Genomic DNA, 14,846 nt, shown 5'->3' on the forward strand with positions numbered 1-14,846 from the left:
GCATGACGGACGACGACGTCCCGACCGTCACCCGGCGGGAGAAACTCGACGCGCTCGCTGGCGTCGCCGCGTACAGCCCGCGGCTCACCGCCGGCATCGTCCTGCTCGGTCTCCTCGCGGCCGTCCTGGAGGGAGTCGGGCTGAGCTTCATCCTCCCGATCATCGAGCTCGTCGGGACCGCGGGACAGCCCGCGACGGACGGGATCGCCGGCCTGTTCGTCCGGGCGTACCGCACCGTCGGCGTCCCGCTCACGCTCGGCACGGCCGTCGCCGGCGTCGCCGTCGTGATGGCCGTCCGCTTCGCGTCGAGTTTCCTCGTCGCGTGGCTCCGCGAGGCGCTGCGGACGTACTACGTCCGCGACCTCCAACTGCGCGCGTTCGAGCGCGCCCTCAACGCCCGCATCGCCTACTACGACGAGGCGGGCTCCGACGACGTCCTGAACGCGCTCGTCACGCAGACGTTCTACGCCGGCCGCGTCATCAAGCGCGTCGTCCTCTTCGTTGAACAGTCGATGCTCGCGCTCGCCTACGGCCTCATCGCGCTCCTCGTCTCCCCGACGCTCACCGTCGCCACCGCCGTCGTCCTCGGCGGCGTGACGGTCGTCGTCCACCGCGTCGTCGACTCCGGATACGACGTCGGCGCGGCCGTCGCCGACGCGAACGAGCGGCGCCAGTCGGCCGCGCAGGCCGGAACGCAGGGCATCCGAGACGTCCGGCTGTTCGGCCTCCGCGAGGAGGTGTACGACACCTTCCGGGCCGCGGTCGAGCGCTACACCGACGCCCGGATCACCCTCCGGCGCAACGAGGCGGCGATCACGAACTGCTATCAGTTCGCCGTCGCCGTCTCCGTCTTCGGTCTCGTCTACGCCGCGCTCACGTACGCCGATCTGGGCCTCGGATCGCTCGGCCTCTTCCTCTTCGCGGCCTTCCGCCTCGGTCCGAAGGCGAGCCGCGCCCACGAGCTCCTCTACCAGGTCGAGAACGACCTCCCGCACCTCGTGCGCACGCGGGCGTTCACGGCGGAGCTCGCCAGCCACGCCGAACCCGAGGGCGGGACGGCGCCCGTCCCCGAGCGCGTGACGTCCGTGGCGTTCGACGACGTGACGTTCGCCTACGACGACGAAACGACGGTCCTCGACGGCGTGAGCTTCACCGCCGAGGCCGGCGAGTTCGTCGCGTTCGTCGGCTCGTCGGGCGCGGGAAAGTCGACGATCGTCTCGCTCCTCGCCCGCCTCTACGACCCCGACGGCGGCGAGATCCGCGCGAACGGGACGCCGATCACCGAGATGCCGGTAGACGCGTGGCGCGAGCGCGTCGCCGTCGTCCGACAGGACCCCTACGTCTTCGACGACACGCTCCGCTACAACCTCACGCTCGCCGATCGGGACGCCACGGACGCCGAGCTCGAACGCGTCTGCGAACTCGCGCGCGTCGACGAGTTCCTCGACGACCTCCCGAACGGCTACGGGACGCGCCTCGGTGACGACGGCGTTCGCCTCTCTGGCGGGCAGAAACAGCGCGTCGCGCTCGCGCGCGCGCTCCTCGCCGACGCGGACGTGCTCGTGCTCGACGAGGCGACGAGCGATCTCGACTCCCGGCTCGAACGCGACGTCCAGCGCGCCATCGAGTCGATGGAGCGCGACTACGTCGTCTTCACCGTCGCCCACCGCCTCTCGACCGTCCGCACCGCCGATCGCATCTACGCGCTCGCGGACGGCCGCGTCGTCGAATCCGGCCGACACGCGGAGCTCGTCGAGGCAGGCGGCGTCTACGCCGACCTCTACGGCGCACAACGCCGCGGATAGCGTCGCTCATCGCGTGCGCACGTCTGCTCACCGTCGAGCGCGTTCGCGCGCCCGCTCGTAGAGCGCGATGAACTGCGGGACGACCGTCGCGGGTCGGTAGTCGTCGACGCGCTCGCGCGCCGCCCGCGACGCGCGCTCGAACCCGTCGTCGGCGAGGTCCCGCACCCCCGCGGCGAGCGCGTCGACGCCGCCCTCGACGACGCGTCCCCCCGCGCCGACGATGTCCGCGACGCTCCCGACGTCCGTGGCCACCACCGGCGTTCCGGTCCCGAGGGCTTCGAGGAACACCCGGCCGAACGGCTCGTCCCACCGACCGGGGTAGAGAAAGCAGTCGTGGCGCGCGAAGACCCCGGGGAGGTCGTCGTTCGCCATCCAGCCGGTGCACGTCACGGCGTCGGCGAGTCCCGCGTCGGCCGCCCGCGCCTCGACGTCGGATCGCAGGCCCCCGTCCCCGACCACGGTCAGCCGGTAGTCGTCATCCGAGTCGGCGTTCAGTCGGGCGAGCGCGGGGACGAGGCGGTCGACGCCCTTGTGCTCGTCGAGCGAGCCGACGTAGAGGAGGTCGTAGGGCGGCTCGAAGCCGCTCTCGTGGGGGCGGTCGAAGCGCTCGTCGAGGAGGTTCGGGACGATCGCGAAGCGCTCGGTGGGGAAGCCGAACTCGCCGTACGTCGCCTCGATGTGCCCCGAGAGTGCGTGGTAGGCGTCGACCGCGTCGGCGACGCGCTCGCCTCGGCGGACGAGGTCGAGATAGCCGAGGCGGCTCGCGGCGCGGTACGGCGCGCCGTACTCGTCGTGGCCGGGGCTCGTGGCGAGCGCGCACGCCGCGCACTTCGCCAGGCCGTTCGACGCGCAGGGCTCGCGGTCCATGTACCGGAGGTCGTTCTTCGGACAGACGGCGCCGTAGGCGTTCAGCGTCAGGACGGTCGCGGTGTCCGTCTCGTGCGCGAGGCCGCCGAGCGCCGGGAGGGCGTTCATGACGTAGCTGTGGACCACGTCGTGGGCGGCGAGGTCGGCGCGGGCGTCGCGGAGCGCGCGGTCGAACTGCTGCCCGGTGTGGTAGGGGTAGCCCGAGCGATCGAGCGAGCGCAGCGTCGCGCCGGCGGGCGCGGTCGCGTCGTCCCCGGGCGTCTCGCGACAGTAGACGGTCACGTCGTGGCCGCGCGCCGCCACCTCGGCGACGATCCGGGTGGCGCTGTGCGACGCGCCCGTGCCCTCGCTCGCCGGATACGTCGGATGGAGGAACCCGAGGTCGAGAGTCATTCGGCGTAGCCGAGATCGCGCAGGCGCTCTCGCACGACGGCGTCGTCGCCGCGCCCGGCCCGGTCCGACTCGCCCCGCGTGATCGTCCGTCGCTCGCCGCGCTCGACGACGAGCCACGGGACGGTGACGAGTTCGTCCGTGTAGAGCCCGCGCGGGTGGCCCCACTCGCGGTACGGGATGGGGAACGCGCGCTCGCCGAGCATGTTGCCGTGATCGGCGGTGACGACCGTCCGGCCGCCGAGGTCGTCGAGGAGCGCGGCGACGTGCGGGAGCGCGCGATCGAGGTTCTCCGCGTAGAGGTCCCTGACCACCTCGGGGTCGACGTCCGCATCGCCCGCGAGGAGGCGATTCCAGACGTTCTCGCCGTCGATCGAACCGTCGAGGTGGCCCTTATCGACCGTCGTGTCGGCCTCGACGAAGGGGTAGTGGGGTTGCATGTAGTGGACGACGAGGCGCTTTTCGGGGTAGTCGCGGGCGGCCTCTCGGGCGGAGGCCGTCATCGTCTCCGGGAGCACCGTGCCGGTCTCGTCGTCCCAGCCGTCCTCGCGCCAGACGTCGACGACGGCGTGGAAGCTCGCGTCGACGTCGTCGTGCTGGCGGAGCTGGGGGTTCGCGGTGACGTACACCGTATCGCGGAGGTCCCGGCCGTCGACGGTCGCGCGGAGGAACTCGACCGTCGAGGCCGCGGGCGAGCGTCGGCGTTCGAGCGTCCCCGGGAGGTCGGCGCGTCGCGCGAACGTGTCGTAGCGACAGCCGTCGAGGAGCACGAGCGTGTCCCACTCCGCGTCGAAGGGGTCGTCGCCGTCGGTGTCGTGGCTCCGCAGGCCACAGCGGCGGTGGTAGAGCCGGTTCGCGTGACGCAAGAAGAGCCGCGGGGTACCGAGCGCACGCGACAGGCGCGAACGGGCGTCCATACCCCGGGTTCGGGCGGACGCGCGAATCAGTCTTTCGTCGCGCGACGCGCGACGTCCGCCGCGGCCCGATCCGAGCGAAAGGCTCACCCGCGCGCCCGGTGTGCCGTCGGGTATGCACGTGCTCGCCGCGACGAACAACCTCTTCCCGGAGCCCGAGGCCACCGGGTCCGGCCGGTACAACTACGAGGTCGGCCGCCGGCTCGCCGCGCGCGGCCACCGGGTGTCCGTGCTCACGCGGCGGCGCGGCGACGCCCCGGCGCGCGAGACGGTCGCCGGAATGGACGTCCGCCGCTATCGGGCGTCGGTCCCGCGACTCCCGTGGACGCTGCGCGCAGTCGAACGGCGGGTGCGCGGGATCGAACGCGACGCGTCGATCGACGTCGCCTGCTTCCACGGCGCGCTGAGTTCGCTCGGCGTCGATCTGGCGCTCCCCGACGCCGTCCCGCGGACCTACACGGTCCACGGCCTCTGGGCGACCGAGTACGACGAGCGCGCGCCCGACGCGTCGGGGCTCGAACGCCCGTGGCAGTGGGCGAACCGGACTCTGCGTGCCCGGATCGAGGGCCGGACGCTCGCGCGGAGCGACGCGACGGTCGTCCTGAGCGAGTTCATGCGCGAGCGCGTCGCGGCCGCCCACCCTGACGCCCCGCCGATCACGGTGCTCCCGGGCGGCGCGGACGCCGAGCGGTTCGCGCCGCACGCGGCCGGCAGCGAGCCCTCGACGGCGGAGAAAAACCGGGTCGCCGACCGGCACCGCACGGAGTTCCTCACGGTCCGCCGCCTCACGCCGCGGATGGGACTCCACACGCTCGTCGACGCGTTCGCGACGGTCGTCGCGTCGGGCGCGGACGTCGGGCTGACGATCGGCGGCGACGGCCCGGAGCGGGAGGGGCTGGAAGCGCGGGCGGCGGCGCGGGGGGTGGCGGACCGGGTGACGTTCGCGGGCTACGTCCCCGAGGAACGCCTCCCCGCGACGTACGCGCGCGCCGACGCGTTCGTCCTCCCGACGCTCGCTCACGAGGGGTTCGGTCTCGCCACGGTTGAGGCGCTCGCGGCGGGAACGCCGGTGGTCGGGACGACGGCGGGCGCGACGCCCGAGATACTCGGGCCGCTCGAATCGGAGCCCGCGATCCCCGCGCGCTGTCTCGTCCCGCCGGGCGATTCGGCGGCGCTCGCGGAGGCGCTCGCGGCGTGGCACCGGACGGACGACGGCGCGCGAGCGAGGGCGAGCGCGGCGTGTCGCGCACACGCCCTCGACGCCGGCTACACGTGGGCGCGCGTCACCGACCGGGTTGAGGCGTTGCTCGAACGGGTTTGCGTCGGGTGAGAACCGTGGACGGTTTTGCCCCCGACGTGCGAGACGCCGGTGTGCGCCTGCTGGCGGCGATCCGGGAGTCGGCCACCTACCGCGCCCTGCGGACGCTCCGGCGCTGGACCGCAGAGAGCGCGGTCTACGCGCTGTGCACGGACGAACGCGTCCTACTCGGCGCACTCGCGTCGTTCGCGCTCGCCAGCGTCGTCTCCGTGCTCGCGTCGTCGCTCGGCGCGGCGATCAAGTTCCTCAGCTTTCTCCTCGTCGCCGCGCTCGTCGCGCTCGTCGTTCAGCGCCACCTCGACCCGCCGCCGGAGTGAGCCGTGCCACCGCTGGAGGGCCGGCGCGGCGAAGACGCCGAGGAGGAAGACGAAGACCGCGCGGTGTCTCACCGTCGTCCCGTAGTTCGCGTCGATCAGCCCGTAGCCGACGACGCCGCCGCCGTAGAAGACGAGCAGCGCGAGCGCCGCCGCGGGGTCGGTCTCGTAGCGGGTGAGACACCAGTACGCCGCGACGGCGAGCGCGACGACGAGCGGGAGCGACGCGGCCGCGAGCAGGTCGAACGCCGAGCCGACGTGGAGCGGGAACGGGGCGAACTGGAAGTAGAGCGCGCGGACCGGTGCGGCGAGGAGGACGTCCAGCCACGTGTCGTACGTCACGTGGCCGAGGTAGGCGGCGCTCCCGGTCGCGCGGTACTGCAGTCGCGCGTCGAGCGCGTCGACGGGGAAGACGAGCGCGAACAGCGCGACGCCGACGAGGCCGACGGGCACCGTCAGCGGGAGGAGCGCGCGGAGGGAGCGGACGCCCGCGGTCCGTTCGGCGGCGACGACGAGCCCCGCGGCGCACGCCGCGAGAAGCGCGAGAAGCGCGAGCTCCTCGCGGAGGAGGAAGAGCGCGCCCCAGAGCGGCGGGGCGAGGAGCGCGACGAACGGCGCGCGCTCCGTCGCCGCGCGGACGACGACGGCGAGGAGCGCGACCGCGAGGAGGGTGGAGAGCGCGTCCCGCATCGGGAGGCTGGCGAAGAGGAACGGGAGCGGACAGAAGAGGGCGAGCAGTCGGAGGCCGTCGGTGCCCTCCCGGTCGGGATAGAGCCGGTCGGCGAGCGCGCACAGCGGGAGCGGCGTGAGGACGGCGAACAGGCCGTTGACGACCGCGAGCGCCGTCGTATCGGTCCCGAACACGGCGTAGACGAGCGCCTGCACGGTCGCGAAGGCGTCGACGGCGGAGAACGGGTCGGTCGCGCCGCCCGCGAGGATACGCAGGGCGTTGACGTGAAAGAGCGGGACGTCCCAGTCGTAGGGGACGGCGGGGAGGACGACGACGGCGACGAAGACGTGGCCGGCGAGCGCGACGGCGCCGGCGCGTCGATAGCGGCGCGATCGCTGGCGCGCGAGGACGGCGTAGAGGAGGCCGACGGAGACGATCACGACCAGCATCGCCAGTTGGTCGGCATATGCGCGACCCGAGTATATAGCTGCGGTTCGGAGCCGACGTCGACGGACCGCGGCGGTTAAGCGGGTCGGGAGGCGGCCGTACCGGCACGCTTTTCGACGCGCCGTCCTCCCGTTCACGTATGGACCGACGCGCGTACCTCGCGAGCGCGGGCACGGTAGTCACGTCGGCGCTCGCCGGCTGCGGGGGGAGCGGCGGCGGTGGAACCGCGGAGTCGACGACGTCGCTGCCGCCGGACACCGTCCAGTGCGATCTCGTGGACTACGCCTTCCGGCCGGGGACGGACGAGACGCTGACGATCGACACGGGGACGACCGTCCGCTTCGTCTGGCAGACGGGCAACCACAACATCGTCGTCGAGGAGAAGCCCGCCGAGTCCGACTGGGACGGCGTCACGGAGATCTACGGGCAGGGCCACACGTACGAACACGAGTTCACGGTCCCCGGGAGCTATCACGTCGTCTGCGAACCGCACGTCAACATGGGGATGGTCGGGGACATCCTCGTGACCGAGTCGTCCGATTCGGGCGCGAACGGCACCGACGCCAACGGCTCGGCCTGACCGGCGATCGGCATCGCCCCTCCCGCGGCAATTCTCTCTCGTTCGTCGAGATCCAAACGACTATTAGTGTTTAGGCTAGCCTAAAAGCATGGTCACCGGACGCGACGGGCACGGAGGTGATCCGTGTGCGAACGACCGCCGTCGGGGAGAGACGCGACGAGAGCGAGACCGACGATCGGCTCCGTCCGCGACGGAGGGCGAACGATGGTAGCGACGGCCGAAGCGAAGACGCCCCCCGTCTCCGCCGGCTCGTGGACGGGGTACGTGATCCTCCTCACGCGCCTGCTGCTCGGGTGGTGGATGCTCCACGCCGGACTGGCGAAGTTCGCGTTCCTCTGGGACGCCGGCGCGAAGCCGTTCGCGGCCAGCCAGTGGCTGGTCGCCGGCACCACCGCCGCGCCCGGGTGGCTGCACGGCTTCCTCGCGTGGGCCGCCAACACCCCGTTCCTGCTCGCGGCCACGAACGTCGCCATCCCCGTCGGTGAAGTGCTCATCGGCCTCGGCGTCCTCATCGGGGCGTTCACCCGGCTCGCGGCCTTCTTCGGGGCCTTCCTCGCCGCCGTCTTCTACCTCTCGACCGTCGGCTACGCCGGCACCTACGTCACCGGCGAGCTCCTGCGGATCGTCCTCTTCGCCCAGCTGATCGCCTTCGGCGCCGGCCGCGTCTGGGGCGTCGACGCCGTCCTCGAACGGACCGCCCTCGTCGAGAATCACCCCCGACTCCGCGCCCTCCTCGGCTGAACCATGACGGGACACACACGCTCCGCCGACCGGATCGCCATGTGGCTCGGCGGCGGTCTCGTCCTCCTCGGGACCGCCGGATTGGGACTCGCGGGCACGTTCGTCGGCGAGCGCGCGTGGCTCTCCGTCGACGTCCGCGGCACGCTCGTCGTTCTCGGACTCGCCGTGCTCGCGTGCTACGCCGTCTACCGGGCCGTCGCCGGGGACTTCGCCTCGCCGCGCTGAGCGCCGATCCGCCCCTCCCCCGTCTCCCGTGCCCTCGTCCGTCCGCGTCTCCCGATCCCGGGCCGGCTCTCGCTCGTCCTCCGTTCCGTCATTCGCCGTCCCGGCCGTCCGCCAGCGACCGATAGACCGCGGCCGTGGCGTCGAGCATCCCGCGTCGCGCGAACGTTCCGTGGACGCGCTCGCGGGCGTTCGCGGAGAACCTCTCGTAGCGCTCGGGGTCGGCGAGCAGGCGGGCCGCGGCGTCCGCGATGGCCGCCGGATCACCGGGATCGACGGTGTACCCCGTCTCGCCGTCGACGCTGACGTACGGGACGCCGGTCGGGAGCGCCGTGTTGACGACGGGGAGGCCGTGCGCCATCGCTTCGAGTTGGACGATGCCGAACGACTCGTTCGCCCCGACGGACGGCAGGACGAAGACGTCCGCCTCGCGGTACTGCCGTTCGAGGCGCTCCTCGGAGACGTAGCCCGCGAACGTCACCCGGTCCGCGACGCCGCACGCCGCCGCCCGCGCTTCCAGCCCCTCCCGCTCCGGGCCCGCGCCGACCACGGTGAGCGTCGCGTCGTCGAGGTGCGTCATCGCCGCGACGAGATGGCGGACGCCCTTGAACGGGACGAGCCGGCCGACGAAGAGGAGCTCCCGTCCGTCGGGACGCCGGCCCTCGCGCGGGACGTCGCCCGTCTCGATACCGAGCGGGATCACGTCGGTCTTGCCCCGGTACGGCGCGACGCGCGCGCACTCGTCGCGCATGTTGGGCGAGGTGACGAGCAAGCGGTCCGCGGCGTCGAGGAAGCGGCCCAACACCGGCGCGTACGGGTAGACGGCGGGGCCCTTCCCGACGATGTCGTCGTGGAAGGTCACGACGCTCGGCGTCTCCCCCCCCGGGTCGAGCAGGGCGCTGACGGGTCCGAGGGGGAACGGCAGGTGGTAGTGGACGACGTCGGCCCACCGGCGCTCGCGGCGGAGGTGGCGCGGGAACGCCGGCGCGAGCGGCGTCGACAGCGCGCTCCCGAGGCTCCCCGCGCGGACGACGCGCGTCCCGTCGACGGTGTCGACCCGGCTCCGACCCCGCCCATCGCGGGCCGTGAGCACGCGGAAGGTGGCGTCGTCGACCCCGGTCACGAGGCTCCGCACGACGTTCTCGATGCCGCCCGTCGCGGGGTGGTAGTGCTTGCACACGTGGAGGACGCGCGGGTGATCGTTGTCGGCGGCCATGGTGAGTCGAGACCGGCCCGGCTCGCGGACCGGCGTCGTCGCGCTCAACGACGAGCGGCACCGAAAGCCCTTCGCGTCCGTCCCGAACCCGGGCACTTACGCCGTCCCATCGCCCACCTCCGCGTGATGACCGACGACGCGGAGCGACGAGGTGCGCGGGCGCCGTGAGCTACCGGCGCGCGCTCCTGACGCGGTGGTCGCTCCGCGACCGCCTCGCCGTCCTCGTCGTCGCCGTGACCGCGGCGTTCCTCGTCGGCGCGGTCCTCGTCCTCCTGGCCGTCTCGGGGCAAGCGACGGCGATGGCGGCCGACCACGGCGCCGACGCCGCGGTCGTCCTCACGAGCGACGTTCCCGACGGCGCGCCCCCGGGCGCGGCGGTCTTCCCCCTCACCACGGCGCGCGTCGCCGGCGACGCCCACACCGTCGTCGGCGTTCCGCGGCCGAACCCGCTCGGCCTCGATCCCCCGGACGGCGTCGCCGGATCGCCCGTCGGGACGACGGTCGAACTCGCCGGCCCGGACGCCACGGTGTCGCGCGCGAGCGTCGATCGCACGGCCGACGCCCCCTTCCCGGACGGCTGGCTCGTCACCGACGCCGCGACGGTGCGAGAGCTCGGTGCCGAGCGCGCGCTCGTCGTCCGCGACGCCGAATCGGCGGTCCCGGAGCCCGGCGCGCCGCTCGTCGGCGCGCTGTCGTTCTTCCTCGCGGGGACGGCGGGCGTCCTCGAAACGCTCGGCGTCGTCTGCGCCGGCGTCGCCGTCCTCGTGGGTGTCGTCGTGTTCAGCGTCACGCGGATGACCGTCCGCGAGCGCCGCTCGACGCTCGTCGCGCTCCGCGCCACGGGGGCCTCCGCGCGCCGCGTCCGCCGACTCGTGGCGGTCCGGGCCGCCCTGCTGACGCTCGCGGGGGCGACGCTCGGCTACGGGATCGGCGTGATCGCACCGAACGCGGCCGCGACGGCCGCCGTCCGCTTCGGCCTCCCGGTCGGCCTCCCGCTCTCCCTCGACACGCGCGCCGCCGCCCTCGTCGGTGCGATCCTCCTCGCGCTCGTCTGCGTCGGCGGCCTCGCCGGCGCGCTCGCCGCTCGACCCGTCGTCGGCGGGGCGCCGCTCGACGAGTCCGACACCGGCTCGCGGGGGTGGCCCGGCGGGCCGCGGCTCCTGCCCGCGCGCGCCGTCGTGCCGACGACGGCGACGCTCACCGTCTTCGTCGCGTTCGTCCTCGTCGTCGCCGCGCTCGGCGGCGTTCTCGGCAGCCTCGGCGCGACCGGCGAGGGCGCGGGCGGCGTCGTCACCGAACCCGGGTCCGTCCACCCCGTTGACAGCCACGTCCCGGTCGCGTACGCGGACGAACTCCGGCACTCGGGCGTCGCCGCGAGCCCCGAGATCCTGCTCTTCCTCGCCCACGACGGACGGGCGTTTCCCGCCCGCGGCGTCGACTTCGACGCCTATCGAGCGGTCTCGGACGCCACCCTCGTCGCCGGCCGCGCGCCGACCGCGAGCGACGAGGCGGTCGTCGGGGACGACCTCGCGCGGACGCTCGGCGTCGACCCGGGCGATTCGCTCGCCCTTGGCGGGAGCACGGTGGCCGCCGTCGGCACCGTCGATGTCGTCGGCACCTACGACGCGCCCGGCGCGGCCGACGACCACCTCCTCGTCTCCCTCCCGCTCGCCCGGCACTTGGAGGGGGTTCCCGCCGGCGCGGCCAACGTCGTCCGATTCGGCGGCGCGCGGGCCGCGAACGGCACGGTCGCCGTCCTCGGCGTTAGCGCCCCCGATCGCGTCGCGCGCGGCGAGACGGTCACGCTCCGGGTCCGGCTCCGCAACGTCGGTGACGACGCGGCGACGCGGACGGTCCGCGCGGCCTTCGACGGCGCCCGCGAGACCCGGTCGGTCGCGCTCGACGCCGGCGAGCGCCGAACCGCCTCGTTCGACTTCGCCGCGAACGCAGCCGGGACGCACACCGCGCGGGTCGCGGGCGCCACCAGACGGGTGCGTGTCGTCGCGCCGGGGACGCTCACGCTCGCCCCGCTCCCGGCCCGCGGACCGCCGAACGCGTCGCTCGACGTCGCCGTCGGGACGGTCGCGGGCGAGCGCGTCGAAGGCGCGCGCGTGGCGATCGGGTCGAACGCGAACGCGACGACCGCGGACGGCGCGACCCGCGTCCGCCTCCCGGCGACGCCCGGCCGCTACGAGATGCGGGCGTCGGCCGGCGATCGGCGAGCGACGCGGACGGTCCGGGTCGCCGACGGGGCGGTGCGCGGCCCCGGCGTTCGACTGCACGTCCCGGAGCGCGTGAGCGTCTTCGGCGCGCCGCGTGCGGCCCTACGGGTCACGAACCCGTGGCCGGCGCCGCTCGAACGCTCGGCATCGATCACGGGACCGGGCGTCGATCGGACGACGACCGTCGCGCTCGACCCGGGCGCCGAACGGACCGTGACGGCGGCGATCGCGCGCCGGCCACCCGGATCCTACGACGTCGCGGCGCGCGTCGGGAACGCCACGGCGAGCACCAGCTACCGCGTGACGGGCGACGCGCGGTTGGCTAGCGCGCTCGCAGCGAGCGGTCGCAGCGCCGGCGGTGTCGGGACCGCGGGGATCCTCTCACGGGCCTTCGGGAACCTCGGACTCGTGCTGGCGACGCTCCTCGGACTCGGCGTCCTGATGACCGTCGGGAGCATCGTCGCCACGTTCGCCGACGCCGTACAGGCGCGTCGGCGCGACCTCGGCGTCCACCGCGCGATCGGTGCCGACCCGCGCTGGGTCGTCGGGACGGTGCTGGCCGACGCCGCACGGATCGCGCTCCCCGCGACCGTCGCCGGTCTCGCCCTCGCGTGGCTGACGCTCCGCGCGCTCTCGTGGGCCGGCGCGCTGACCGCCTTCGGCGTCCGCGTCGCGCCGAGCGTTCCCCTCTGGACCGTCGCCCCCGTCGCTCTCGGGACGTTCGCGCTCGCGCTCGTCGGCGCCGGTGCGCTCGCCGTGCGCGACGCTCGCCTCGATCCGTCTCGACTCCTCGGAGGTGGCCGATGAGCGGCGACGACGCGGGCGCCGGGCCCCCTCGCGTCGATCCGCTGCTCCTCGTCGCCGTGGTCGCCGTCGGGATCGCCGCGCGCCTCGCCAGCCTCCACGTCTCGCCGCTGCCGTACAACACGGACGCGTTCGTCTTCGCCAGTAGCGCCGAACGTCTCCTCGCGGCCGGCGGCGTCCCGCTCGATCCGACGGCGGCCGCCGCCCCCGCGGCCGATCAGTACCTCTTCGTGACGCTGCTCGCCGCCGCGAGCGCGCTCACCGGCGTCGCGCCCCTGTTCGTCGCCCAAACCGTCGTCGCCTGTCTCGCCGTCGTCCCGTCCCTCGTCGCCGTCGTCTTCGTCCGCGACGTCACCGCCGACCTCCCCGCCTCGCACGGACGCGCCGCGGCCGCGTTCGCCGGCCTCGCGCTCGCCGTCGAGGGCCCCTTCCTCTTTCGCACGATGTCGGTCAGCGGCGAGGTGTACGGGCTCGCGGTTCTCGCCGTTCTCGTCCTCGCGCTCGGCCGCGCACACGTCACCGGGAGTCGCCGCTGGCTCGCGCTCGCCGTCGCCGCGGGCGCGACGATGCCCGTCGCGCACAACCTCAGCGCCCTCGTCGCCGGCCTCGTCTGTACGACGCTGATCGCGCTCGCCGTCGCGCGCTCGCCCACTCGCTGCCGCCTCGTCGGCGGGGCGATCGGCACGCTCGGGTTCTGGGCGCTCACCGTCGGCTACTACGAGGCGATCGACCTCCCGAAGGCCGACACCGCCGTCGCCTCGCTCGGGCTGTTCGCCGCGTGGCTCGCGCTCGTCGTCGTCCTCGCCCGCTGGCTCGACGCGAGCTCCGCGCGCGTCCAGCGCGCCGTCCCGCTCGCCGTGTTCGCGGGCGGTCTCGCCGTCCTCGCCGCGAACGCCGTTGTCGCGCTCTATCCCGCTCGCGCGACGACCACCCCGCTGCTCCTGTGTCTCACGCTCCCGCTTTTCGCCCCCCTCGCCGCCGCCGCGATCGGCGTGCCGCGGCTCGCCAGTGACCGCGGCATCGCCGCGCTCGCCACCGTCCTCGGGCCGCTCGCGGCGATCGGGTTCGCCCTCACCGCGGGGAGCACGCCCCGCTATCTCGACCTCGCCGTCCGCGCGACGGGGTTCGTCCACCTCGGCGCGCTCGTCGCCGCGGCCGCGGGGCTGGCCGCGCTCGTCCATCGCCGCCCACGCCTCGGCCGGGTCGCCGCCTGTTGCGCGGTCGTCGCGCTCCTCGCCTCCGCGCCCCTCCCCTTCCTCGGCCTGCAGGCCTACCCCTTCGAGCCGATCACTCACCCCGAGACGTTCGACGCCGCGACGTTCGCCACGACGCACCTCGACGGGACGTGGGCCGCCGACGACCACGTCGCGCTCGTCGCCGACAACTACCGCTCGGCGGACGTCGCCCGCGCGCCCGTGACGGCGTGGCTCCGGGGCGACGGCCCGCCGCCCGACTGCCCGACGGTCGCTCGCGATTCGTGGACGACCGTCGGCGCGCCGACGGCGACCGGACCGGTCCGACTACCCCGCTCGACCTACGAGTCGTGGGTGATGAACGGAAGCGTCGTCTACGACGGGGGACCGAATCGCGTCGTCGTCCGCTGGGCACCGGGGACGTGTCGCGCCGGGGTGGCGCCGTGAGTGACGCGCCGCCCGTGCTCGACGCGCGCGATCTGACGCTGACGCGCGGCGAGCGCGCCGTCCTCGACGGGCTCTCGCTGCGCGTCCCGGCGGACGCGCGGACGCTCGTCCGCGGGGCGAGCGGCGCGGGCAAATCGACGCTGTTCGAGGTGCTCGGCCTCCTGACGACGCCGGACGCCGGGACGCTCCGCGTGCGCGGACGGGACGCGACGGCCCTCTCCGAGCGCGAGCGCGCGGCCCTCAGGCGCGACCACCTCGGCTTCGTCTTCCAGTCCTTCCGGCTCATCGACGACCTCACCGCCTACGAGAACGCGCGCGTCCCCCAGGAGCACGCGGGCGCGATCGACGAGGCGTGGCTCGACACCCTCTTCGCGCGCCTCGACATCGCCGACCTCGCGACGCGCTACCCGCCCGCGCTCTCCGGCGGCGAACGCCAGCGCGTCGCCATCGCCCGCGCGCTCGCCAACCGACCCAGCGCCGTCCTCGCCGACGAGCCGACCGGCCAGCTCGACCCCGAGACGACGGACGCCGTGCTGTCGACGCTCGACGCAGTGCGCGACGACTTCGACACCGCGCTGCTCGTGGTGAGCCACGACCCCCGCCTCGTCGAGCGCTTCGACGACCGGTACGTCCTCCGCGACGGGACGATCGAGGGCGACTGAAGCGGAGCACAACGCACTTGCGCGCGCGGCGGAT

Annotated in this window: 12 protein-coding genes; 8 read left to right on the forward strand and 4 right to left on the reverse strand. The window is 74.2% G+C overall.

The annotated features are described in order from the left end of the window. Positions 1–2: 2 nt before the first annotated feature. A complete protein-coding gene (locus J2754_RS00975; RefSeq protein WP_211086427.1) occupies positions 3–1,805 on the forward strand; it encodes an ABC transporter ATP-binding protein in 1,803 nt (600 codons plus the stop codon). A gap of 27 nt (positions 1,806–1,832) precedes the next feature. Here J2754_RS00975 and J2754_RS00980 read toward each other — a convergent pair whose 3' ends face one another. Both J2754_RS00980 and J2754_RS00985 read right to left on the reverse strand, forming a co-directional pair. Next, on the reverse strand, positions 1,833–3,065 hold the full coding sequence (locus tag J2754_RS00980; protein WP_211086428.1) for a glycosyltransferase family 4 protein: 1,233 nt from the start codon (positions 3,063–3,065) through the stop codon (positions 1,833–1,835). After that, positions 3,062–3,979 (reverse strand): alkaline phosphatase family protein, encoded by a 918-nt coding sequence (locus J2754_RS00985; protein WP_245332827.1) that lies wholly within the window; start codon positions 3,977–3,979, stop codon positions 3,062–3,064. Before J2754_RS00985 ends, J2754_RS00980 begins: the two co-directional genes overlap by 4 nt. Positions 3,980–4,091: 112 nt before the next feature. Here J2754_RS00985 and J2754_RS00990 point away from each other — a divergent pair, with 112 nt between their 5' ends. Beyond that, on the forward strand, positions 4,092–5,306 hold the full coding sequence (locus tag J2754_RS00990) for a glycosyltransferase family 4 protein (RefSeq protein ID WP_211086429.1): 1,215 nt from the start codon (positions 4,092–4,094) through the stop codon (positions 5,304–5,306). A 152-nt stretch (positions 5,307–5,458) separates the two neighbouring features. Here the strand turns inward: J2754_RS00990 and J2754_RS00995 are convergent, their stop codons facing one another. Beyond that, positions 5,459–6,727, reverse strand: a complete 1,269-nt coding sequence (locus J2754_RS00995) for a coiled-coil domain-containing protein (RefSeq protein ID WP_188877126.1) — start codon at positions 6,725–6,727, stop codon at positions 5,459–5,461. A gap of 137 nt (positions 6,728–6,864) precedes the next feature. Between J2754_RS00995 and J2754_RS01000 the strand changes: the two genes are divergently transcribed. The 3 genes from J2754_RS01000 (at position 6,865) to J2754_RS01010 (ending at position 8,271) form a co-directional block, all read left to right on the forward strand. Beyond that, entirely contained in the window at positions 6,865–7,305 is a 441-nt protein-coding gene (locus J2754_RS01000; RefSeq protein WP_188877125.1) for a plastocyanin/azurin family copper-binding protein, read from the forward strand. A 204-nt stretch (positions 7,306–7,509) separates the two neighbouring features. Further along, entirely contained in the window at positions 7,510–8,046 is a 537-nt protein-coding gene (locus tag J2754_RS01005; RefSeq protein ID WP_188877124.1) for a TQO small subunit DoxD, read from the forward strand. A gap of 3 nt (positions 8,047–8,049) precedes the next feature. After that, positions 8,050–8,271 carry a hypothetical protein gene (locus J2754_RS01010; protein WP_211086430.1) on the forward strand — a complete coding sequence of 74 codons (222 nt, stop codon included), beginning with the start codon at positions 8,050–8,052 and terminating at the stop codon, positions 8,269–8,271. 88 nt (positions 8,272–8,359) lie between these two features. On the opposite strand, the gene J2754_RS01015 is transcribed toward J2754_RS01010, so the two are convergent. Next, the gene (locus J2754_RS01015; RefSeq protein WP_211086431.1) at positions 8,360–9,484 is read right to left on the reverse strand and encodes a glycosyltransferase; all 1,125 of its coding nucleotides are present in this window, start codon (positions 9,482–9,484) and stop codon (positions 8,360–8,362) included. A gap of 164 nt (positions 9,485–9,648) precedes the next feature. Between J2754_RS01015 and J2754_RS16530 the strand changes: the two genes are divergently transcribed. Genes J2754_RS16530 through J2754_RS01030 form a run of 3 tightly spaced genes read left to right on the forward strand, consistent with a single transcriptional unit; the run spans position 9,649 to position 14,812 of the window. Continuing rightward, a complete protein-coding gene (locus J2754_RS16530) occupies positions 9,649–12,513 on the forward strand; it encodes an FtsX-like permease family protein (RefSeq protein ID WP_211086432.1) in 2,865 nt (954 codons plus the stop codon). Beyond that, entirely contained in the window at positions 12,510–14,150 is a 1,641-nt protein-coding gene (locus J2754_RS01025) for a hypothetical protein (RefSeq protein ID WP_211086433.1), read from the forward strand. Before J2754_RS16530 ends, J2754_RS01025 begins: the two co-directional genes overlap by 4 nt. Next, complete coding sequence (locus J2754_RS01030) at positions 14,147–14,812, forward strand: ABC transporter ATP-binding protein (protein ID WP_211086434.1); 666 nt, start codon at positions 14,147–14,149, stop codon at positions 14,810–14,812. The genes J2754_RS01025 and J2754_RS01030 overlap by 4 nt, the downstream gene beginning before the upstream one ends. The last annotated feature ends 34 nt before the right edge of the window (positions 14,813–14,846 follow it).

The organism is Halarchaeum nitratireducens, from assembly GCF_017874695.1.
GTDB classification, from domain to species: Archaea; Halobacteriota; Halobacteria; order Halobacteriales; family Halobacteriaceae; genus Halarchaeum; species Halarchaeum nitratireducens.